Genomic DNA, 18,482 nt, shown 5'->3' on the forward strand with positions numbered 1-18,482 from the left:
CGCATTACCATATTCTATATCATGGGAGGTTTTTTGTTTAGTCTTTGGAAAATCACCGCTAAAGCTAATACTGAACCCCCGGACTATCCGGGGGTTTTCATTACCCAAATAAAAACCCGTCTTCATTTCGACGGGTTTTCCTCATTAATTCTCATCTGCCAACTGCAATTTTACTTTAACTATTTTGCGGACCTTAAAATCAATCATGTTTTTTGGTAGTGTCCCATCCCGATACGCTTTCAGCAGTCCATTGAATACTTCCTGTTCATGCCCGTAATCATGGCAGACCAGAATGATATCGGCACCGGCCTGGATGGCTTTGACACCCATTTCACTGAAAGAATAATGTTTATCTGTGAAAATCAGGCCTTTATAGCCATAGTCTTTTCGAAGGATATTCGTCATGACAGCCGGTGAAATGCAGGCCGGATTCGCTGCATCAAGCTGCGGAAAGGTTACATTGGATACCATGACAAACGTAGTATCGGGATTGGTTTTTTTAATCAGCTCAATATAGGGTTTCCCATCTTCCCGATCGAGAGCTGCTCTTGAAATATCGACTACATCTCCATCCATATGGGGGTCTGTCTTTACTTTTCCAATCCCAGGGAAATGTTTGAGGCAGGATTTTATCCCCGCCTTATCATATCCCTGAATCACTGCTTCTGCATAAGGGATGACCTGTTCAGGAGTTTTTCCATAGGAGCGATGATAAGCGGCATTCAAATCCACAACCGGTGCAAAGTTAAGATTGAATCCCAGATCTGTTAATGCCTGCCCTGTAGTTACCGCCCAGGATTTCGCGCCATCCGGGGTTCCCTGTCCCAATGTTTCTGCAGACGGCATGGCAGGAAGATAGTCGGACATGCGCATGACGGCGCCGCCTTCCTGATCCACCGCAATAAAAGGCTTCAGTCCTGTCTGCTGAATAACGGTAGTTGTAATGTCATCATTTAATTTTTTTACCTGCTCCGGCTTCTTCATATTCCGATCAAACAGGATGACATTACCGTTCGGAAATTCAGTTAACATATAACGGGCATCGGCATCCAGTTCAGGTCCGCCGATACCGATCATCATGAGCTGGCCGATTTTCTGCGACGCTGTCATCTGAGATACGACTTTATCCGTCTTTTCTTCCAGAGTCAGCGGCCGGGGCCCGGTCTCTGTGGAAACAGATTCCTTGCCGGAAGGATGAATCATCCATCCGGAAACACCTAAAGCGGCAAGAAGTGCCAATCCTGCCACACAGAAAAATATCTTTTTCATTTTATCGTTCAATTCCCCTTCGCTCCGTTTTAAACTTTCCGCGCACTGATCGAATCGATTTTCCATGAACCATTCCTGTTAACCAGTGAACAGGAGCCGACAAAATACTGGGTTACCTTCCGACCATTGATATTATCCACCGCGCGGAGGCGATAAGTTAATTCGGCATGATTCCCGTCATTGTACGTAATATGTACATTCTCCGGATAACTTCCCAGAGTGGTCCTGTATCCCTGAACCCAGCCTCTGTATTCAAGAGCAGACTGGAAATCCGGCGTCAGGCAATTCCAGGCGCTGTCAAAATTTTTCAACGATATGTTCCTGTGGAATCTGCTGAACGCGCCGGCCGGAGACTCAGAAGGAACGGAAGACGTATTGGTCCGGGGTTGAACTGAAGGTTGAACTGAACTTTTTCCGGCATCCGGCTTACTGTACTGAACGTCTTTTTTCTTTCGCGCTTCTATGTCCCTTTCTACTTTTGATACAGGGGTCCTGGGTGTTACAGATGGCTGCCGGGCAGGTTTACTGCTACCGGATCCTCCAAAGAAGAAGTACAGGAGTATTATTACAGCTGCAACAATAGCGATATTCCGGAACGTATGACTTTCAGCAGCCGGTGGTTGATTCGTCACAGCGGTATTTCGTACCGTACGACTTTCTGATGACTGTGGTGTATAACTTTCTGCCGGCTGCGTTGTATGACTTACCGGCGCCTGTGGCATCTCCCTTTTCTGTTCACTGCGTGCAATAGCGCCTTTATACTTATCAATAAATTCCTGATTGCCACATTTTTCTGCATAGGGAAGCCCTTCCCTCAGGATGCTGTTCCATAACCCCCACAGCCCGCCCCAGGTACATGCCTGTGCAAGGCAGAAATACGTAAGAGCAACCATCATGATTAACTGTATCTTTTCTTCGCCCTTATATAAAGCGATTTGAGAGGCAGTATTTCTTACGGATTGCAGCCATCTATCCTTATTTTCCACAATGATTGATTTGTTCTGTTCAAGATGGCTTGAATCCTGAATGACATTCTGATTCAGGAAGTCAATGATATCATGAAGTTTTTTTGTGGAAGCGATGCGGGTCAGCTGTGCTTCAACGGATTGCAGAGATGCGGCTATTTCCGGCAAGTTTGCAAATTCTTCTTTTTCAAACCTGCAGACTGCCAGAGCAAGCTCGGTTCGACCAAAATTATTATGATAATCGATACACAGTTTTTTTAATTTTTGTGCAATACTGTTACTTTCTCTCTGCTTTTGAGACTGGCCAATGTCAAGCAGGTACAATTGGAGCGGTCCGGCCAGTAGATTGAAATTTTTAACCGCATTAAAAACCGGTGTCAATTGCCTGATTTCCGTATAGCCTTCAGCCTGGTCAATCATGTCAAGAATTTTTGTACACCGGGCTCCCAGTTCATTCTGTATTTTGTCATTATACAATTCAAAAAAAGCCCGTACTACATCGCCATACAGCTTCCGTGATTTCCCCAGACCCGGCCTGATCACACGAAGCGCGATATTTTCACCAATGGCAGCTGCACCTGTATCCATATATCTGTCAAATAGATACTTTAACATCTCATGGACATTATTTGAATATTGGGTACGGGCAATTTCTCCCAGTTCATTTCGATCCGACACCGGAGAAATTCCTGCTTCTCTTCTGTACTCATTAATTTTCCTAAAGAGCGCATCGATTTCACTGTCCTCCAGGGATTGAGAAAACAGCCTGTCCACTTCAACAATTCTGCCGGCAGCATCCTGAGGGGTAAGCATTCCTCCCGAAATATAAAGCTGATCAACAGCTCTCAAAAGTTTTTCCCGGCAGCCATCTAAAGAGGATTCTTCGGAATCCACATAGAGAACTTCTGCATCCATTCTCCTTTGAGGAAAAGCAAGAATATCTCGGGCATCATTATATAAGGATGCATTGTCCTCATCCATGAAGCTTTTATTTTCAGCAGCTTCATTAATGTCTCCAATAGTATCCCCCGGATGAACCCCGAGTTTGTGGAAAGGATTATCTTTTAATCTCATGTATTCCCCGATCCTCCGTTTTGCTCAGTCAAGTAATTGACTTAATCGGTCAAAGCCGTTACTTTTTACTGCGTTAATCAGCATTTCCAGAAAAATTACATCGTAGCAGTCAAGATAAGCCGCTGTTTTATAAAGGGAATTTCCATCGCTCACAACAAGACGTCCGTTCTTGGTTGAAGTTTGAATTTCCCGCCATGGTACCAATAAAGTTTTACGGCTGAAAAAACCCTTTTTGCATAGAACCCCGCTATCTCCATATTCAATACTGCCTATTTTTCTATACTTTCCAGATTTCGCATATAAAATCATATTCTCAAAAATTTGAGGGCCCACAGCGGAAATTACCAATTTAACAATCTTATCGAATGTTGAAGAGTATTCTGTTATTTTTATTGTATGACTAACATCAGCGCAGCACAATTCAAGATAATGATAGTGAAAAAAATCTTCTAGGACAGAGCCAACACGAATATGTTGAACATTTTTAAACAATATCTCCCAATTATTGAAGGTTATACTCTTCTTCGTAATTTTGACATGGTCCTCAGGAATAAGCCCCCACTTTTCTTCATAAAGTATTTCATCGTCATCTGGATTTACTGTGTTCATTCCAACCTTTGTGGTGGATGTGTTTGTTTTACTATTTCTATTATTAAGCTGATCTCCTTCCATACGCTCTTTTTGAAGTCGTTCTTTTCTTGCACCGTCGGAGTAAACGGAATTATCGTCTGATAGCCTTTTTTGCAATTCTTTATCTTTGGAAAGACCTGCAATTGCAACAGCTTTCTGATTCACCTGATATGCAAGTTCCCATAGATCACCCCAAGTACAGCCCGATGCTAAATGAGAGCAGGTTGCAGCCAGGGAGCCATAAAATGATTCTATAGAATCGTCATCTGCAACTATTATGTGATTAAAAAGATCATCTATTTGCTGTAACCATTGATCTTTATGGTTCAATATATTCTTTCTGTTTTCTGCTTCATGTCCATTTTCCCGCACAATAAAACGGGATAATTCATTTTCTATATTCTGAAGTTTAGACACAAAATCCCGTTTTCGTAATATCTGGTCAATTGCTTTCTCGTCAGTTTTTGTCTGTTCATAAATTCCTGGGAGTTCCGGAAATACATCTTTAATGCAGTCAATAATGATTTTAGACAAATCCGGTCTATTTTGTTCATTGTTAAAATAAACACCCAAATCCCGCAATGCACGCCCTATTTGATTGCTTTCTTCCTGATTCTTTGATTCTCCCCTGTCAAGGAAGTAAAGCTGCAAAGGCTGTGCCAGGAAATCAAACTGTTTTACCTCTGACAGCAGGCTGTCTAAATCTGATTCCGAATCTATCCGGACCCATCCTTCTTCTATATTTTCAATTTTTTCTTGAATGTCATCAGACAAGTCCGTGAGTTCATTTTGAATCATTTCATTATAGGAAGAAATCATTTCTTCTATAATTTCATGATAGCCTTTTCTATTATCACTGCCAATTGCTTTCATCGAAACAATTGTATTCAATAAAGAAGCTGCCAATTGGATATCGATACTTTGCATCATGCTATGAATAAGAGGGAGAATGTCTTCCCTCATAGCAGTGCGTAAAGTATCAGTAATCATATCGGGATCATGAATGCGATCGATCCTCGCACAGGTCCTTGCAGAATTTATTTCAAAAAGTAAATCATTGATTTCGTCACTGTCAAACATCCAAAAGCAGCTGTTATCCAGCTTTCTTATACACTGAATAGCAAGATTCTCCCATTCCTGAGAAGAATATCTCCCTGTATGTAAAGAATCAATAAGATTTGATAATTTATGTGCACAAAAGATGGACTGTTCTCTATGAGTAAGATATTCTCCCCAGTCATTATCCGAAAAATACATTTCTTCCGACATCATATCCGGATTACTGAAAATCCATCTTACCTCGGCACAAAGCCTGCGATTAGGTGATGTCAGCATCATCCTTGCCTGCTCATAAGTTGTTTCCATATCCTCATTCATAAAGGCAAGGTTTTCTGCAGCATCATTTATTTCTTCAATGCTGCTTTCCGGAGTTATCCCCAGAACAGAGAAAGGATTCTGTCGCAGTTCCATAAAATTTTCCTATCATCCTATTATTAAAAACCAATCGTCTTATGGTCAGTAGATTCCTGTTTATTTTGAGTGGTCATGCGGTTGATAACCTGCATGACGATTTCGTCTGTAATAACCGATTCACGTGCCCTGACGGCAGTCCTGCCCGCCTCACGAATAACATAGGAAATATCTGACATGGGATGACCTGCCAGTTTTTGAGCATACTTACTTATATCAATATCATCTGCCAATGGTAAATTTCCGAATTTATCCTCCAAAACGGCAAATACTTCATCCCGGATGGGCATTCCCACTTCGATGATTTCATCAAAGCGGCCTTTTCGCAGTATTGCGGAATCGATCATTTCCAAATGATTCGTCATGCCGAACACAATCACTTTCGCTTCGATGGCACGTGGAATATTCCTTAAAAATTCGTCTACTTCCTCTATATTGAAAGATTGAGAATTACTGGTCCGCTGACCGACATATGCCTCGATTTCATCAATGACAAGTACTGATGGCGCCTGGTCGATAGCCTTTTGGAAAACTTCACCGATTTTTTTACTGGTGTCATGGATATAGGGGCTGGCCACAGACTGTGCATTGATTTCATAATACGGAAGTTTCAGATATTTTGCCAGCTGCTCTACAGCATAGGTTTTGCCACTGCCCGGTTTACCATACAACAGGACTGCAGGCATGGTATGGATCCCCATCCTCTGATACTCACCCTGATGACGCAGAAAATCGACAATTCTATCATTAAAGAATTTAGACAGCTTTTCTCTGCCAGGGAGATAGAAATCCCCTTCATAAGTCATTTCCTTCTCTTTTACTTCCACTTTAGCCTGCTTCTGCTCTTTCCCCGTTTTCTTAGAAAGCTCAGAATCTAAGCCGGCCATTTTGACAAACCGGTTGATATCATCTTCATCGAGCCAGTCGCAGAATACTTTAACCTTTGAATGGCTGTCACAAACATCAACGGAAGCACCGCCGGTCATCCATTTTCCAAAAAGATTTCCGGCTGTTACCTGCCCATCATCATCAGAAGGCAATGGCAGCATAAGGCCCAATTTTTCAATGAATGCCAGATTCGGAAGATGATTTTCACCATACTTCTGGCGAAAATCCTTTAAACCACATGCAAATTCCTCAATCTCTTCCGTATCTTCCGGATAAGGTCCCCATAAAGCAGTAAAGATTTTAAATCCTTCGTCTGAAAAATAACAATATCCGTTTTGGAACGGTTGGAACCGGTCTTTCACGAATTCCTTCGGAAGCCACTCACCGGTAATCCAGAAATCAACAACGGCGCCTGATACGCAGAGGGCATACCGTTTCCCCTCTACTTTATACAGGGCATAAGAATCCTTATTGCATATCACTTTAGTGACGCGAAATCCATCCAGGACTTCGTCTCCTCTTCTTAATTCCGGTTCCATTGCTATCAGCCCCTGATAATATTTGCTGTAATGCTGCTCATGTCGTCACCGCTGCCAACATTTGCATTACGCCACAATAAGATAACAACGTCCCTCAGTCGATCATATTGATCATCTTGAATTGCCTTAAAACCTTCATCCAGAAGATTTCTAAACAATTTCTGGTCATCAAACAAAAATGGACGCCGTCTGAAATAATTAAAGAATCCAACAATATAGGAATTTGAACGTTCAAATCGAATCCGGAAAAATCTTGTTTTAAGTTCCTCTATTGCCGATTCAAAGCCTTTATCTTTACGTGAAATTAAAGAATTTAGATTATTAAATGCATTGGTGAATTCCTGGTTTTCGACAGATGTTGCCAGGTCTTTAATTTCCTCCTGATATTCTTCTTTTACCTTATCAAGTTCAGATTGCCTTACTTTGACGAGATTATCATTTCGAATATCATCTAAAAGTTTCTTTGCCCGGATGATTTCATCAGAATTCTTTTTTACTTTTTCCGGATCAATAATCGCATCATCATCAAGGGCCTGTGCATTTTCTGCTATTTTCTGAACTTCCATAATTCTGGAATCCTGCACGGTCCCTCCAAGGGAATCGGCCCTTTCTTCCAGATACCTGCCCTCATCAACGACCTCAGCTACAGCCTGTTCACTGCTCATATCTTTTTGACCGGCATCAGCTGCATAAAAGCTTCTATTACTATCCACTGTAATATCTAATCTTTCAAGATTCACTTTGACGTCAATAGAGCCGGCTTCGTTAATTGTATATTCAAATTCAATATCATCATCTTTCCGGATTGCTCCATAATCAAGATCCGTACCTGCCAATTTCAGACAGCCTACGAATTTATTATCATGAATATTGGACGTAATATTGCCCTGCCAAAGTTTAAAATTGATACTTGCTTCATCGCCGGCTTTAATTTTTTCCGCAGCTTTATATTTTTTAATTCCTTTGACCGGAAGTTTATCCCCTTCATGTACCAGGATATCAAGTACAGTTTCATTACTCAGGCTATTTGCTTTGACTTCGACTCCCAGAGTATAGGAAGCCAGGACAGAGCCAACCGTAGACATGGTCCTTGTAATGGTAATCGTATCTTCATCCAGAGCGATTTTTCTGTTATACGGATCAAATACGGTGACTTCAAAAGTATTTTCTCCTTTTTTGGCCAAAGGAAGCATAATCATAGACTTATTTTTCAGCGCAAGCAGCCCGGAATCCCAGCCAGTATCAGAACTGCGAACCTGCAGATTATAACCGGTTACATTTGCTTTCATTAATATAGCGAGACGTGCTTTTTCCTTTGTGGTGCGGGCTTCATATTTGAAACTCAGCCCGAGGCTGGAAGCAGATTCAATGGTGCCGTTCGTGCTTTTACGCTCATGTTCTTCATTTGTCCAGTCAATGTTTTCCGCATAAATAGATGCACCTTCCGCTACAGCGGTCATCGGATTGACTTCAAGCCCCTCGGTACGAATTCCCAGTTCTTTAGAAACATAGTCTCTGAGGGGTTTATAATTTGTTGGACCACCAATGAAAACAATTCTTTCAAAATTAGTTGCGGAAATACCGGAACGTTTAATGGTATCCCTTGCACAATCCACGGCACTTCTAAGGAGATCTCCAATCAGATGATTGACCTGGTCACGATGAATCGTAATGTCCAGTTCAATTTCTTCTCCGGATTCATCCACAATATCAGGGCCTAATGGACCATAAATCTCAGCCTCTTCAGAGGAAGAAAGTTCAATTTTCGCTTCTTCCGCCAGAAAAGCAGCTCTCTTCAGAAGTTTCTGGTATCTGGGAATCCCGGCAAAATTTTCTGGAATGTCATAATCATCATTATCAACAAGCCAGGGAACTATGATATTGGAAACGATCCGATTATCAATATCTACACCGCCGCACATGGCAATACCACCATGGGCAATCACATCCACTTTACCGTTTACGCAGTTTGCAATAGCAACATCCAGTGTACCGCCGCCCATATCAAAAATGAGAAATGTACCATTCTTGATTTCCGCATTATTCATAACACTCATAATGGCTGCGACCGGTTCCTGCATGACTGCCACTTTACCGATATTTGCCATTTTAGCCGCATTCTTTGTCGCCTCATTCTGCATCTGATCAAATGCCGCGGGGACAGTAATGACGGTATATCTGTCTTCTGCCTGTGAAATATCTTCCGGTAGGCAGCGGAATAATTCCTTTAAAATTTCCGCGCTGCATTCTTCCGGAGTCAACGTTTTTCCGGCAAATTCTATAGGCGTGCTGGTCCCCATAAACCGTTTAAATTTATGAGCCACTCTGTCCTCATAGCGGTTTAATGCTTTATATGCCTTATTTCCATAAAATGTACGGCCTTTTTTATCAATAAAAATACAGGATGGAGTCACATCGGTCTGTTCCTTTGTCTTCCATACCCTTGTTTTTTCACCATCAAATGTTGCAATTGCACTATTCGTTGTTCCCAAATCAATACCGATATAATAAGCCATTGTTCAGTCTCCCTTTATTTTGCAACAAGAACGGCCTTGCCGTTTTTGATAATATTGGCTGTTCCTTTTTCTTTAATAATCGGTTCCAGCATAGTTCCTATATAGAGTTTCTCGTTTTTATCAAAATCATCAAGGTTAAGCGGATCGACGGGGATACCTACGTCATACTCTGTGTTTTCATATTCCTTATCAATAATTTCTACATGTAGTCTATCACATAATTTTTCAATTTTTTTCGTCAGGCGGTTATTCGCTATATCCATCTTTCTGTTTTTTATACCATCTATTGAAATCCTTGATTCCCAAAGCTTTTTTACAGATTTCTGGAATCTTATCGTTTCACAGAGTAAATCTATAAATTCCTCGTCCATTTCCAATCACGCCCTTATCGACAAACAAAAAATTATTTTAACTGTATTTCATCATAAAAAGATTATAGGAATATTTCAAGCGTTACATTTATATACATCCTGCATACCAGATGCCGAATCCTATACATTTTTTGCATAGCACATGCAAATCCGGCTGCGTCAATATGACAAAAGTCCGGCAGTGTAAAGGGCCCGCACCTGACTTGGCGGGCCCGTTTATCACTTACCACTGATTACTTTCATTCAGAAGCTTCCCCTGCCATGGTTCCATTCCAACAGAAGTTGACGGCGAGGCTGTCCGGACTTTCAGATTCCGGAAATACTATGATTTCTGTGCGGCCCGCATGCTGATTTCCACGTTCCAAAGGGGACTGACCAGCAGCCCCTGGTAGGTAAAGCGGGCGGGAAGGGCATCCTGATTGACCCAGGCATTGATGATATCCCCTACCACATTCACATTTTTCCGGATATCAGGAATGATGACGGTGAGGTCCAGGATATGCTTTCTATCAGAGTGATTCTCTGCCAGGATTCGATCGAAATGGGCCAGGATTTCCTTTGTCTGGAGCGAGGCATCTGCTCCCGGCGTATCTCCTACGATGCCAGATGTATAAATGATTCCACTGTGAATGACAGCTTCTGAAAACCGACCGTTTCCATTTTTGAATTGAATTTCGCTCATCATTTTCTCCTTTCGGTTTAAAATCTTCCCCCGCCGCCTCCGTGGCTGCCGTCGCGGCTGGACATAGTGACCCTGGGCTGTTTGGGTTTCCTGATTCTGGAAATATTCATGAAGAGAAAGATATCCTTTGCCCCGTTCAGCCTGAAGCTCCCCGGCACGAGGTAGGACGATGCATTATAGGAAAAGTCCAGGTTCTTCATCTGCGCGATGAGATGGGACCGGACGGCCATGCCCACGAGGAGGGAAAGAATGAGGATGATGGGATAGGCCGCGTAGTCCAAAGTGGACTTTTCCACATAGGGCCTTCCCTCTTTGGCGTAGTAAGCAAGCAGTTTGTCTGAGGCGCTGATGTATTTCCTGAAAGCTTCATAATAATTGCCTCTGGACATGGAGGGCACCATTTCATTGGCCAGCTGCTGGATTCCTTTATCATCGGTGATTTTCTTCCGCATGGCATTGTCCGTGGAAATATACCATTCCCGGGAGCCCATGGAAATCATGAGGACCATATTTCCATTTTTCCCTTTGAGATTGTTATCCAGGTACCGGTTGGCGTAAGTCCCGATATTTCCTCCTGGAATGGACCTGGCCGTGACAATCATCATGTGGACGCTGTATTTCTCATCCATCTTCGAAAGCTCTGTCTCCACGATCTGCTTTTCCGTGGAAGAGAGAAGTTTTGCCTGATCCGACAGATTTCCAGCCGCTTCCGCAAAGGCGGGCATGAGGAAAAGGGCAAGGGCAAGGAGGATTTTCCATAGTTTTTTCATAGGCCCTCCTTACACGTTCAGAAACAGGGAGACAAGGAAATAGAAAATGGGCAGCATGACGATGGTGACTACCGCAAGGACCATCCAGGATTTCTGCCTGTCATAGGGAAGAAATCCCACCACTTCTCCGGTCTGTCCGTTCATCATGAAGGTGTAGGGCTTGTCCTGATACCGGGTGGTAAGGATCCACACGGGAAGGAGGGCGTAAGAGGCATGGCCTTTGTCCTTCACTACCGCTTCATCGGTCAGGGAGCAGCGGGTATAGCCGGTGACCGTATCTTCCAGTTCATTCACTGCCGTCCGGTGCACCCTCTCGTCCGCCCTGGAGGCAGCTGCCTCTGCATCCACATCGTACTTATCGGCGAGGCACCCTGCCATATAGCCCGGAGTAAAGGGCACCATTTCGGAAAAATCGAAGGGTTCCAGGGATTCCATGTACTGGTCATTCATCTTTTTACTGCCATCTACGGGAATATTTCTGAACTGCATGGTTCCTTCCCGGTGACAGTCATAAATGCTGGTCTGGGTAATGACTTCGTCCGGCGTATTGATCACATTGTCCGATTCCGCCCGGAACTGGGCACTGGCATGGACGTCAGAGTCAAAAAGCCAGAAGGGCACATACATGGCCTGGATATCTTCCACCCTGTTCCTGGAAATAAAATTGGAGGGCAGAAGGAATTTCCCTTCATAAAATTTTTTAAGGGCCGCCATGGCTTCCTCCTTCGTCTTTTTGAAGGGAAGGATGAAATCGGGCTTCAGCATGCCTGTGAAACGGGAGGGAATCATAGTGGGATTGCCGCAGTAGCAGCATTCGGTGGCCATGGTATTTTCATCGCACACAAGCTCTGCCCCGCAGGCGGAACAGGTAAAGGTGCGGAGGTGCTCCATTTCCTCCTCCGTCCAGTCTTTCCCTGCCGCATCGGTATCAAATTTAGCTTCTTTGGCCTTTTCCACCTCTGCCGCCATTTCTTCTTTTTTGGCAAAAAGCTTCTCCAGGGCCGCCGTCTCAAATTCCGTATCGCAATAGGGACAGACGATTTTCTTCTGCCCCGGCACCATCTCCAGCGGTCCCCCGCAGTTCGGACAGGAATAGGCGACTGTCGTATCGGGCATAATTTCACCTCAATTCGGGTAGAGTCAATAAGTATTTATAAAGCATAGTGACATTAGTGCAGGAGGGATTAGGGAAGGTGGCGCATAAAATTAGAAAGCGCGCCTTTTTATATAAGATTTTCCCTGCACCTTCAGTTTTCCGGGATTCTGAGAAACCGGAAATTAAGACCCCCGGAATTTTTTTATATAAATGGGCCGTCTTCTTTTGTTGCGGCCCACCGCCCCTAATCTCTAATTCCCAATTCCTCAAAACGAAATATAAATATCGTTTCAAGCAATAATTGTCTCTTATTCCGGCTTCTTCGTCCCGCAGTTGGTGCAGAATTTCCCCTGATTCATGGTTCCGCAGGAGGGACAGGTCCAGCCGGCGGGCTTTGGCGCTCCGCAATTGCTGCAGAAGTTTCCCGTATTTCCTTTCTGTCCGCAGGAGGGGCAGTCCCAGGGTTTCTTTTCTTCCGGTTTCGGCTTTCCGCAGTTGCTGCAGAATTTCCCTGTATTTCCTTCTGCACCGCAGGAAGGGCAGGTCCAGCCGGATACTTTTTTCTGCTGCGTCTGGTAAGCGGCCTGTGCTTTTTCCGCCTGAGCAGCCACAGCCTGATACATACCGGTTCCTGCATTTCCTGCCATATTCATACCCATAAATCCTACGGCAGCGCCCATATTGCTTTCATTTCCTGCAGCTGTCCGCATGGCATCGGTTGTCGCATCGGTCATGGCTCCCATAGCGATATCAGGACGGGCCATGGCAGCTCCCATCTGGAGTTTCTGGATTTTTGCCTCGTCTTCTTCGTTGGCTTTTACGCTGTTCATACCAAAGGAAACGATTTCAATCCCTCGAAGGTCCCGCCATTTCTTCGAAAGCACTTCATTTAAGGCGTCCGCCATTTCAAAGGTATGGCCCGGAAGTTCCGTATAATCGATGTGCTGGGCGGAAAGTTTCGCAAAAGCGGGCTGGAGGGCCGTCAGCAGTTCGCTCTTCAGCTGGCTGTCCAGCATTTTCCGGTCGTATACGTCGGCTACATTGCCTGCCACATTCGTATAGAAAAGGATGGGGTTCGTGATTTTGTAGCTGTATTCCCCAAAGCAGCGGATGCGGACGAGCAGATTGAGGCCTGTCGCCTGGTCTGCCACTTTGAAAGGTACTTCCGCCGGGGTTCCATATTTATTTCCAACGATTTCCTTCAGGTTGAAATAGTACACCCGCTGGTCTTTCCCCGTATCTCCGCCAAAGGTGAAACGACGACCGATCTGGTGGAAGATTTCCTTCACTCCTTCTCCAAGAGAGCCGGTGAAGATGGAAGGCTCCGTGGATTTGTCGTACGTGTATTCCCCCGGCTCCGCACAGAGATCCACCACTTTGCCGGATTCCACGATCATCATGCACTGACCGTTATTGACGGCTATTTTCGAGCCGTTGGAAATAATATTATCTTCGCCGCCTGTATTGGAAGAACGGCCGAACCGGCTCACTTTCTTCTCCCCTTTTGTCATGAGGATGTCCGGAGTCATACTGTCGCAGTAGAAGAATTCTTTCCACTGATCTGCCAGCACACCGCCGATTGCACCGATTCCTGCTTTAATGAGACCCATACTAACCTCCTTATGTAAATTTATCCTGTTCTCTATAAAAATAAGATAACTTCAGAAACGGAAACTTTTGGATCGGGGCTGTCGGAAATATCGGGAGTATCGGGACTGTCGGGGTGGTGCGGCGCAAAATCATGAGCGCCGCAATGATATATTTTCAAAGTCCTTTTCTCCGATAAATCATATGCCGGAACTTCCGATGCACAGCCCTTCATTGATAAAAGCCCTTCATCTTGTTTCCACTCTTTTATTCATATTTTATCATAATAAAGACGGGGACGCAGGGGAATGTTTTCCACCCTGAAATCATAACTTTAAAATTTTATCTATGACTCGCATAACTTACAATCTATATAATTGACAAATGGATAATTTAAAAAATCATGGCCTGCAATGTATGAATTCCTATATAAGTAATGAATCAATTTGCATAAAAGAAATATTGGATAAGCAGGTATAAAAGATATATATTATACTCACAAATTAATGAAGATCCGCAAAGACGCGGGATTTATACAAGTGGAGGCACTCATGAAAGAAAATCAGGTTGAAAAAGAAGTTATTGTCGAAGAAGAAAAGGAAACCATCTGCTGGGCTTTACTGGAACTCCAGTCTTCCCGCAACAACTGATTCGCCTGAAAGCCGCCGCAGGGCGGCTTTTTTGTCTCTTCCACGGAAGACCTGTCACTCAAAAGAGGCGGCAGGCTTTTTTATTTAAAGTGATACGTGGTAAGTGGGAAGTGATAAGTGAAGGATATGGTTGGCTGCCGCAAACCAATCTTATATAATGCGTGCTGCCCGCACTTTGCGATTTTACATATAGTTAATCAAAGAACGACAGAATTTTTCCTTTTCTCACAATAAAACAGCCATTTCAAAATGAAGATTCATTGAGAAATGACTGCTTTTTTATTTATAAAAAAAGGCGCGCTCATTTTCTGATGCGCGCCACATTCACTTACCACTTACCACTTGTACCAAGCACCTTCTCCGCCTGCCTGATATCCACCGCGATCTGTGCCTTGAGCGCTTCGAAGGATTCAAATTTTTTCTCTCCCCGGAGGCGGCTCACCCACTCGAGGGTGAAAGGTTTCCCATAGATGGATTCTTCGAAATGGAAAATGAAGGTCTCTATGGTTCGCTCTGTATTTCCAAAGGTAGGATTGGTACCGATATTCGTAATCGCATCGTACCGCTTCCCATTGACCCTGGCCCGGGTGGCATAGACTCCGTCGGGCGGAAGCACCCGGTCTTCCCGGAAGGAAAGATTGGCCGTAGGAAATCCCAGCACCTCGTGACCCCGCCGGAAACCGTGGACCACATCTCCCTGCATGGTATAGGGGCGGCCGAGAAGGCGGGCGGCCTCTTCCATATGTCCGGAAAGGATTTCTTCCCGGATTCTGGTGGAAGAAAAAGGCGCTCCCTTTCCTTCCGCCAGCTTTACGATATTCACCGTCACCCGGGAATCTTTGAAATAGGAAAGAAGGCTTTCGCTGTTTCCCAGCGCTCCCTTGCCAAAGGTGAAGTTCTCTCCCACCACCAGGCCCAGAAGGCCGTCAAGGGAAGCCAGTTTCTTCATGAAAGCTTCCGTGCTTTCTGAAAGGAATGCCTGATCCGGCCGGATGAAGAGGGAAAGTTTCATCCCTGCCTTTTTAAGAGAAACCACTTTTTCTTCTTCCGACTGAAGGAGAGGCACTCGGATGCTGGGCGCCAGAATGGTCATGGGATGAGGAAAGAAAGTGAGGACTCCGGGAAGGGCTCCTTTTTCCCGGGCAAGGGAGCGGACTTTTTCAAAAACCACCTGGTGACCCCTGTGACAGCCGTCAAAAAAGCCGATGGCCAGCACCAGCTTTTTATCCTGTGGAATTTCATTGAGATGATGATAAATTTCCATGACTGTCAGTTGAACACTTTCTTTGGATGAATGATTTTCTTTGAAATAGATGCGATACCCAGGAAATTTCCTTCGCTGAAAATGGCAGCTTTTTCCAGGTCTTCTTCTTTTGTGCGAAGCCTTTTCCCCTGTAAGAAACCGGCTGCTTCTTTTGCAGAAATTTCAACCTGCGGCAGAGCCGAAAGGATGGGATGAAGATCCGTGAGAAGCGCCCCTTCCGGATTTTTCTCTATTTCTTCCAGTGTTTTTGCTTCTTTTAAGGAGAACGGTCCCATTTCCGTCCTCACCAGCTTATCCATAGTAAGAAGGTAGCCCGCTTCTTTCCCCAGGTCCCTTCCTAAAGCGCGGATGTAGGTGCCGGCAGAGCAGGTGACGGAAAGGCGGATATAAGGCGCTTTTATTTCCAGTATTTCCAGTTTATAAATAGTGACGGGCCGGGGCGCAAGATGGACTTCCTTTCCTTCGCGTGCCAGTTTATAGGCCCGCTCCCCGTTGATTTTTTTCGCGGAATAGGCGGAAGGTACCTGCAGGATATCCCCGCGGAATTTCTCCGCCGCCTTTTCAAAGACTGACGTATCTTCCGGAATGGGTCCTCTTTCAAGGATCGTCCCTGTCATGTCTTCCGTATCCGTGGAAATACCCATGGTAAATTCCGCTTCATAGGACTTTTTATGAATAGGCGCATATTCGATAAGCCTTGCGGCACGGCCGAGAAAGACGGGAAGCACCCCTTCCGCCATGGGATCCAGGGTGCCTCCATGGCCTATTTTCTTCTGGTGGTAAATGCGGCGGAGCCGGGCAATCACATCGAAGGAAGTGAAACCCTTCGGCTTCCATACATTAATGACTCCGTCCATCAGAGATGGTACTCCTCTCCTCCGGGAAGGAATTTCTCCGCTTCTTTCACAAGGATGGGCATCGCTTCTTCAATAGGTTTTTCAATGGTGCAGCCCGAGGCTTTCCAATGACCGCCTCCCTTGAATCTCTGGGCAAGCCTTCCCACATTGCAATGTTCTGTGGAACGGAGGGAAATACGGGTGATCACCTTTCCTTCTTCATCTTTGCGATATTTCAGGAGCGCTGCAATCTGGCAGCCCGCAAGGCTTCTCGGAATGGATGCATAGGCATCGGAATTTTCCCCGTCCAGTTCCATGGACTTTTCATCCATAAAAGCAGTCACGATCTGACCGCCGGCAAAAGTCTTCACCGTGGACGACACGCGGCCCCAGCATTCCATGGCAGCCGGCGTCTTCTCATCGAGGCGGTTGGAAATATAATCCGGTTTGGCTCCCATGCCTACCAGTTTGGCAGCCATGGTCAAAGTATGCTCACTGGTGCAGGAGAAGCTGAAGAATCCGCTGTCCGTGCAGAGAGCCATGTAGAGGGCGTTGCAGGTATCCTCATCCAGGGTAAGTCCCATATCGAAGAACATTTCAGAGAGAAGCTCCGCCGTTGCCGCATAGCGGTATTTCAGATAGAGGTAATCGGTGTAATGTTCATTGGATTCATGATGGTCGATACAGAGGGAATCTACATCGGGGAATTTGAATTTCTTCATTCCGCCCCGTTCCAGATTTCCCAGATCCGTGAAAACAAGGGCATCATAGTCCCGTCCTTCCGGGATTTCCGTCATCACCTTCGCGCTTGTTTTGACAAGGGTATATACATGGGGCACCGGGTCCGGCAGCACCATATCCGCTTCTTTGCCCATGAGGAGAAGCGCATTGTGCAGGGCACAGATAGAACCCACATCATCTCCGTCCGGATGCTCATGGCCGATGAGGAGGAAACGGTTGTGGGATTTCAGGAATTCGATGGCTTCTTCCTTGGTAATTTCCTTAGAAATCGCTTTCATTGGATCATAAGAAAGACTCATTCCTCATCCTCCTTGTGAATTTTTTTCAAAAGACCATCGATATGCATACCATAGTCCAGAGACTTGTCTTCTTCAAAGAAAAGCTCCGGCGTGTAATAAATCTTCAGCCGCTGGCCCAGTTCCTTCCGGATAAAGCCCTTGGCCTTGTTCAGGCCTTCCAGGGAAGCCTTCTTCATCTTTTCATCCCCGAAAAGAGATACGAAAATCTTCGCTTCCCGAAGGTCCCCCGTCACTTCCACACCTGTCACGGTGACAAAGCCGATGCGGGGATCCTTCAATTCGTTGAGGAGCATATTGCTCACTTCCTGCTTGATGAATTCCTGTACTTTCCTGACTCGTAATTCAGACATATTGTACCTCGCTATCTTTAGAAAAGTTATCAGTTATGGAAATCCTATTTCAAAACCATCCATTCACCGATAACAGAAAATATCAATAAAACAGGCAAAGGGATTTTTCTTCCCTTATTAGTATACCATATGGAAATACGGAAATAAGGAAACCCCCGTCCTTTCATTATTTCCGTTGTATAGAAAAAATAATGGTTAATGGTACATCTCAAAAGAGATACCATTAACCATTCATTTTATTTCCGGTCAATCTGAAGAGAGACTGAGCATTTGTTAATAGGTAACAGATAATGGTTAATGGCACCTGTATTTCACAAAGAACTATTAACCATTATCCTTAATCACAGCAAGTCCACATGCATGAAAAACTGCGAACTAATAACTATTAACTCAAACTTCGCACCCTTAAATAACCTGGCAGCTCCGATGAAATCTGCATTATTGCATTCCAAAGTATACTGGGATGTTTTATGCGGCATTGAGGA

At 44.7% G+C, this 18,482-nt stretch carries 14 protein-coding genes; all 14 read right to left on the reverse strand.

The window, feature by feature from the left end:
* Window positions 1-144: 144 nt before the first annotated feature.
* Window positions 145-1,269, reverse strand: coding sequence for a glycoside hydrolase family 3 N-terminal domain-containing protein (locus QZN42_RS07885; RefSeq protein ID WP_296956225.1), 1,125 nt, complete (start codon window positions 1,267-1,269; stop codon window positions 145-147).
* A 29-nt stretch (window positions 1,270-1,298) separates the two neighbouring features.
* Window positions 1,299-3,308, reverse strand: coding sequence for a hypothetical protein (locus QZN42_RS07890; RefSeq protein ID WP_296956230.1), 2,010 nt, complete (start codon window positions 3,306-3,308; stop codon window positions 1,299-1,301).
* A gap of 24 nt (window positions 3,309-3,332) precedes the next feature.
* Window positions 3,333-5,408: a hypothetical protein gene (locus tag QZN42_RS07895; protein ID WP_296956233.1), complete on the reverse strand. Its 2,076-nt coding sequence runs from the start codon at window positions 5,406-5,408 to the stop codon at window positions 3,333-3,335.
* Window positions 5,409-5,431: 23 nt separating this feature from the next.
* Window positions 5,432-6,835 (reverse strand): ATP-binding protein, encoded by a 1,404-nt coding sequence (locus QZN42_RS07900; RefSeq protein ID WP_296956235.1) that lies wholly within the window; start codon window positions 6,833-6,835, stop codon window positions 5,432-5,434.
* A 5-nt stretch (window positions 6,836-6,840) separates the two neighbouring features.
* A complete protein-coding gene (locus QZN42_RS07905; protein WP_296956237.1) occupies window positions 6,841-9,351 on the reverse strand; it encodes an Hsp70 family protein in 2,511 nt (836 codons plus the stop codon).
* A 14-nt stretch (window positions 9,352-9,365) separates the two neighbouring features.
* Entirely contained in the window at window positions 9,366-9,722 is a 357-nt protein-coding gene (locus QZN42_RS07910) for a hypothetical protein (protein ID WP_296956240.1), read from the reverse strand.
* Between the two features lie 322 nt (window positions 9,723-10,044).
* A complete protein-coding gene (locus QZN42_RS07915) occupies window positions 10,045-10,404 on the reverse strand; it encodes a Rid family hydrolase (RefSeq protein WP_296956243.1) in 360 nt (119 codons plus the stop codon).
* A gap of 17 nt (window positions 10,405-10,421) precedes the next feature.
* Complete coding sequence (locus QZN42_RS07920) at window positions 10,422-11,174, reverse strand: YgcG family protein (RefSeq protein ID WP_296956246.1); 753 nt, start codon at window positions 11,172-11,174, stop codon at window positions 10,422-10,424.
* A gap of 9 nt (window positions 11,175-11,183) precedes the next feature.
* The gene (locus QZN42_RS07925; protein WP_296956249.1) at window positions 11,184-12,290 is read right to left on the reverse strand and encodes a hypothetical protein; all 1,107 of its coding nucleotides are present in this window, start codon (window positions 12,288-12,290) and stop codon (window positions 11,184-11,186) included.
* Between the two features lie 288 nt (window positions 12,291-12,578).
* A complete protein-coding gene (locus QZN42_RS07930) occupies window positions 12,579-13,880 on the reverse strand; it encodes an SPFH domain-containing protein (protein WP_296956252.1) in 1,302 nt (433 codons plus the stop codon).
* A gap of 955 nt (window positions 13,881-14,835) precedes the next feature.
* Window positions 14,836-15,771 carry a bifunctional riboflavin kinase/FAD synthetase gene (locus tag QZN42_RS07935; protein ID WP_296956254.1) on the reverse strand — a complete coding sequence of 312 codons (936 nt, stop codon included), beginning with the start codon at window positions 15,769-15,771 and terminating at the stop codon, window positions 14,836-14,838.
* Window positions 15,772-15,776: 5 nt separating this feature from the next.
* Window positions 15,777-16,628, reverse strand: coding sequence for a tRNA pseudouridine(55) synthase TruB (truB, locus tag QZN42_RS07940; RefSeq protein WP_296956257.1), 852 nt, complete (start codon window positions 16,626-16,628; stop codon window positions 15,777-15,779).
* The gene (locus QZN42_RS07945; protein ID WP_296956260.1) at window positions 16,628-17,647 is read right to left on the reverse strand and encodes a bifunctional oligoribonuclease/PAP phosphatase NrnA; all 1,020 of its coding nucleotides are present in this window, start codon (window positions 17,645-17,647) and stop codon (window positions 16,628-16,630) included. The genes truB and QZN42_RS07945 overlap by 1 nt, the downstream gene beginning before the upstream one ends.
* Window positions 17,644-17,997: a 30S ribosome-binding factor RbfA gene (rbfA, locus tag QZN42_RS07950; protein WP_296956264.1), complete on the reverse strand. Its 354-nt coding sequence runs from the start codon at window positions 17,995-17,997 to the stop codon at window positions 17,644-17,646. Before rbfA ends, QZN42_RS07945 begins: the two co-directional genes overlap by 4 nt.
* Window positions 17,998-18,482: the final 485 nt, after the last annotated feature.

This window comes from uncultured Dialister sp. (assembly GCA_900314595.1).
Classification (GTDB): Bacteria; Bacillota; Negativicutes; order Veillonellales; family Dialisteraceae; genus Dialister.

Bases quoted from the DNA above. Each gene is read 5' to 3' on its own strand.
- QZN42_RS07920 (WP_296956246.1), bottom strand. From the start codon at position 11,174: ATGAAAAAACTATGGAAAATCCTCCTTGCCCTTGCCCTTTTCCTCATG.
- QZN42_RS07915 (WP_296956243.1), bottom strand. From the start codon at position 10,404: ATGAGCGAAATTCAATTCAAAAATGGAAACGGTCGGTTTTCAGAAGCT.
- QZN42_RS07885 (WP_296956225.1), bottom strand. From the start codon at position 1,269: ATGAAAAAGATATTTTTCTGTGTGGCAGGATTGGCACTTCTTGCCGCT.
- QZN42_RS07895 (WP_296956233.1), bottom strand. From the start codon at position 5,408: ATGGAACTGCGACAGAATCCTTTCTCTGTTCTGGGGATAACTCCGGAA.
- truB (WP_296956257.1), bottom strand. From the start codon at position 16,628: ATGGACGGAGTCATTAATGTATGGAAGCCGAAGGGTTTCACTTCCTTC.
- QZN42_RS07925 (WP_296956249.1), bottom strand. From the start codon at position 12,290: ATGCCCGATACGACAGTCGCCTATTCCTGTCCGAACTGCGGGGGACCG.
- QZN42_RS07900 (WP_296956235.1), bottom strand. From the start codon at position 6,835: ATGGAACCGGAATTAAGAAGAGGAGACGAAGTCCTGGATGGATTTCGC.
- QZN42_RS07910 (WP_296956240.1), bottom strand. From the start codon at position 9,722: ATGGACGAGGAATTTATAGATTTACTCTGTGAAACGATAAGATTCCAG.
- QZN42_RS07935 (WP_296956254.1), bottom strand. From the start codon at position 15,771: ATGGAAATTTATCATCATCTCAATGAAATTCCACAGGATAAAAAGCTG.
- QZN42_RS07890 (WP_296956230.1), bottom strand. From the start codon at position 3,308: ATGAGATTAAAAGATAATCCTTTCCACAAACTCGGGGTTCATCCGGGG.
- QZN42_RS07905 (WP_296956237.1), bottom strand. From the start codon at position 9,351: ATGGCTTATTATATCGGTATTGATTTGGGAACAACGAATAGTGCAATT.
- QZN42_RS07945 (WP_296956260.1), bottom strand. From the start codon at position 17,647: ATGAGTCTTTCTTATGATCCAATGAAAGCGATTTCTAAGGAAATTACC.
- QZN42_RS07930 (WP_296956252.1), bottom strand. From the start codon at position 13,880: ATGGGTCTCATTAAAGCAGGAATCGGTGCAATCGGCGGTGTGCTGGCA.
- rbfA (WP_296956264.1), bottom strand. From the start codon at position 17,997: ATGTCTGAATTACGAGTCAGGAAAGTACAGGAATTCATCAAGCAGGAA.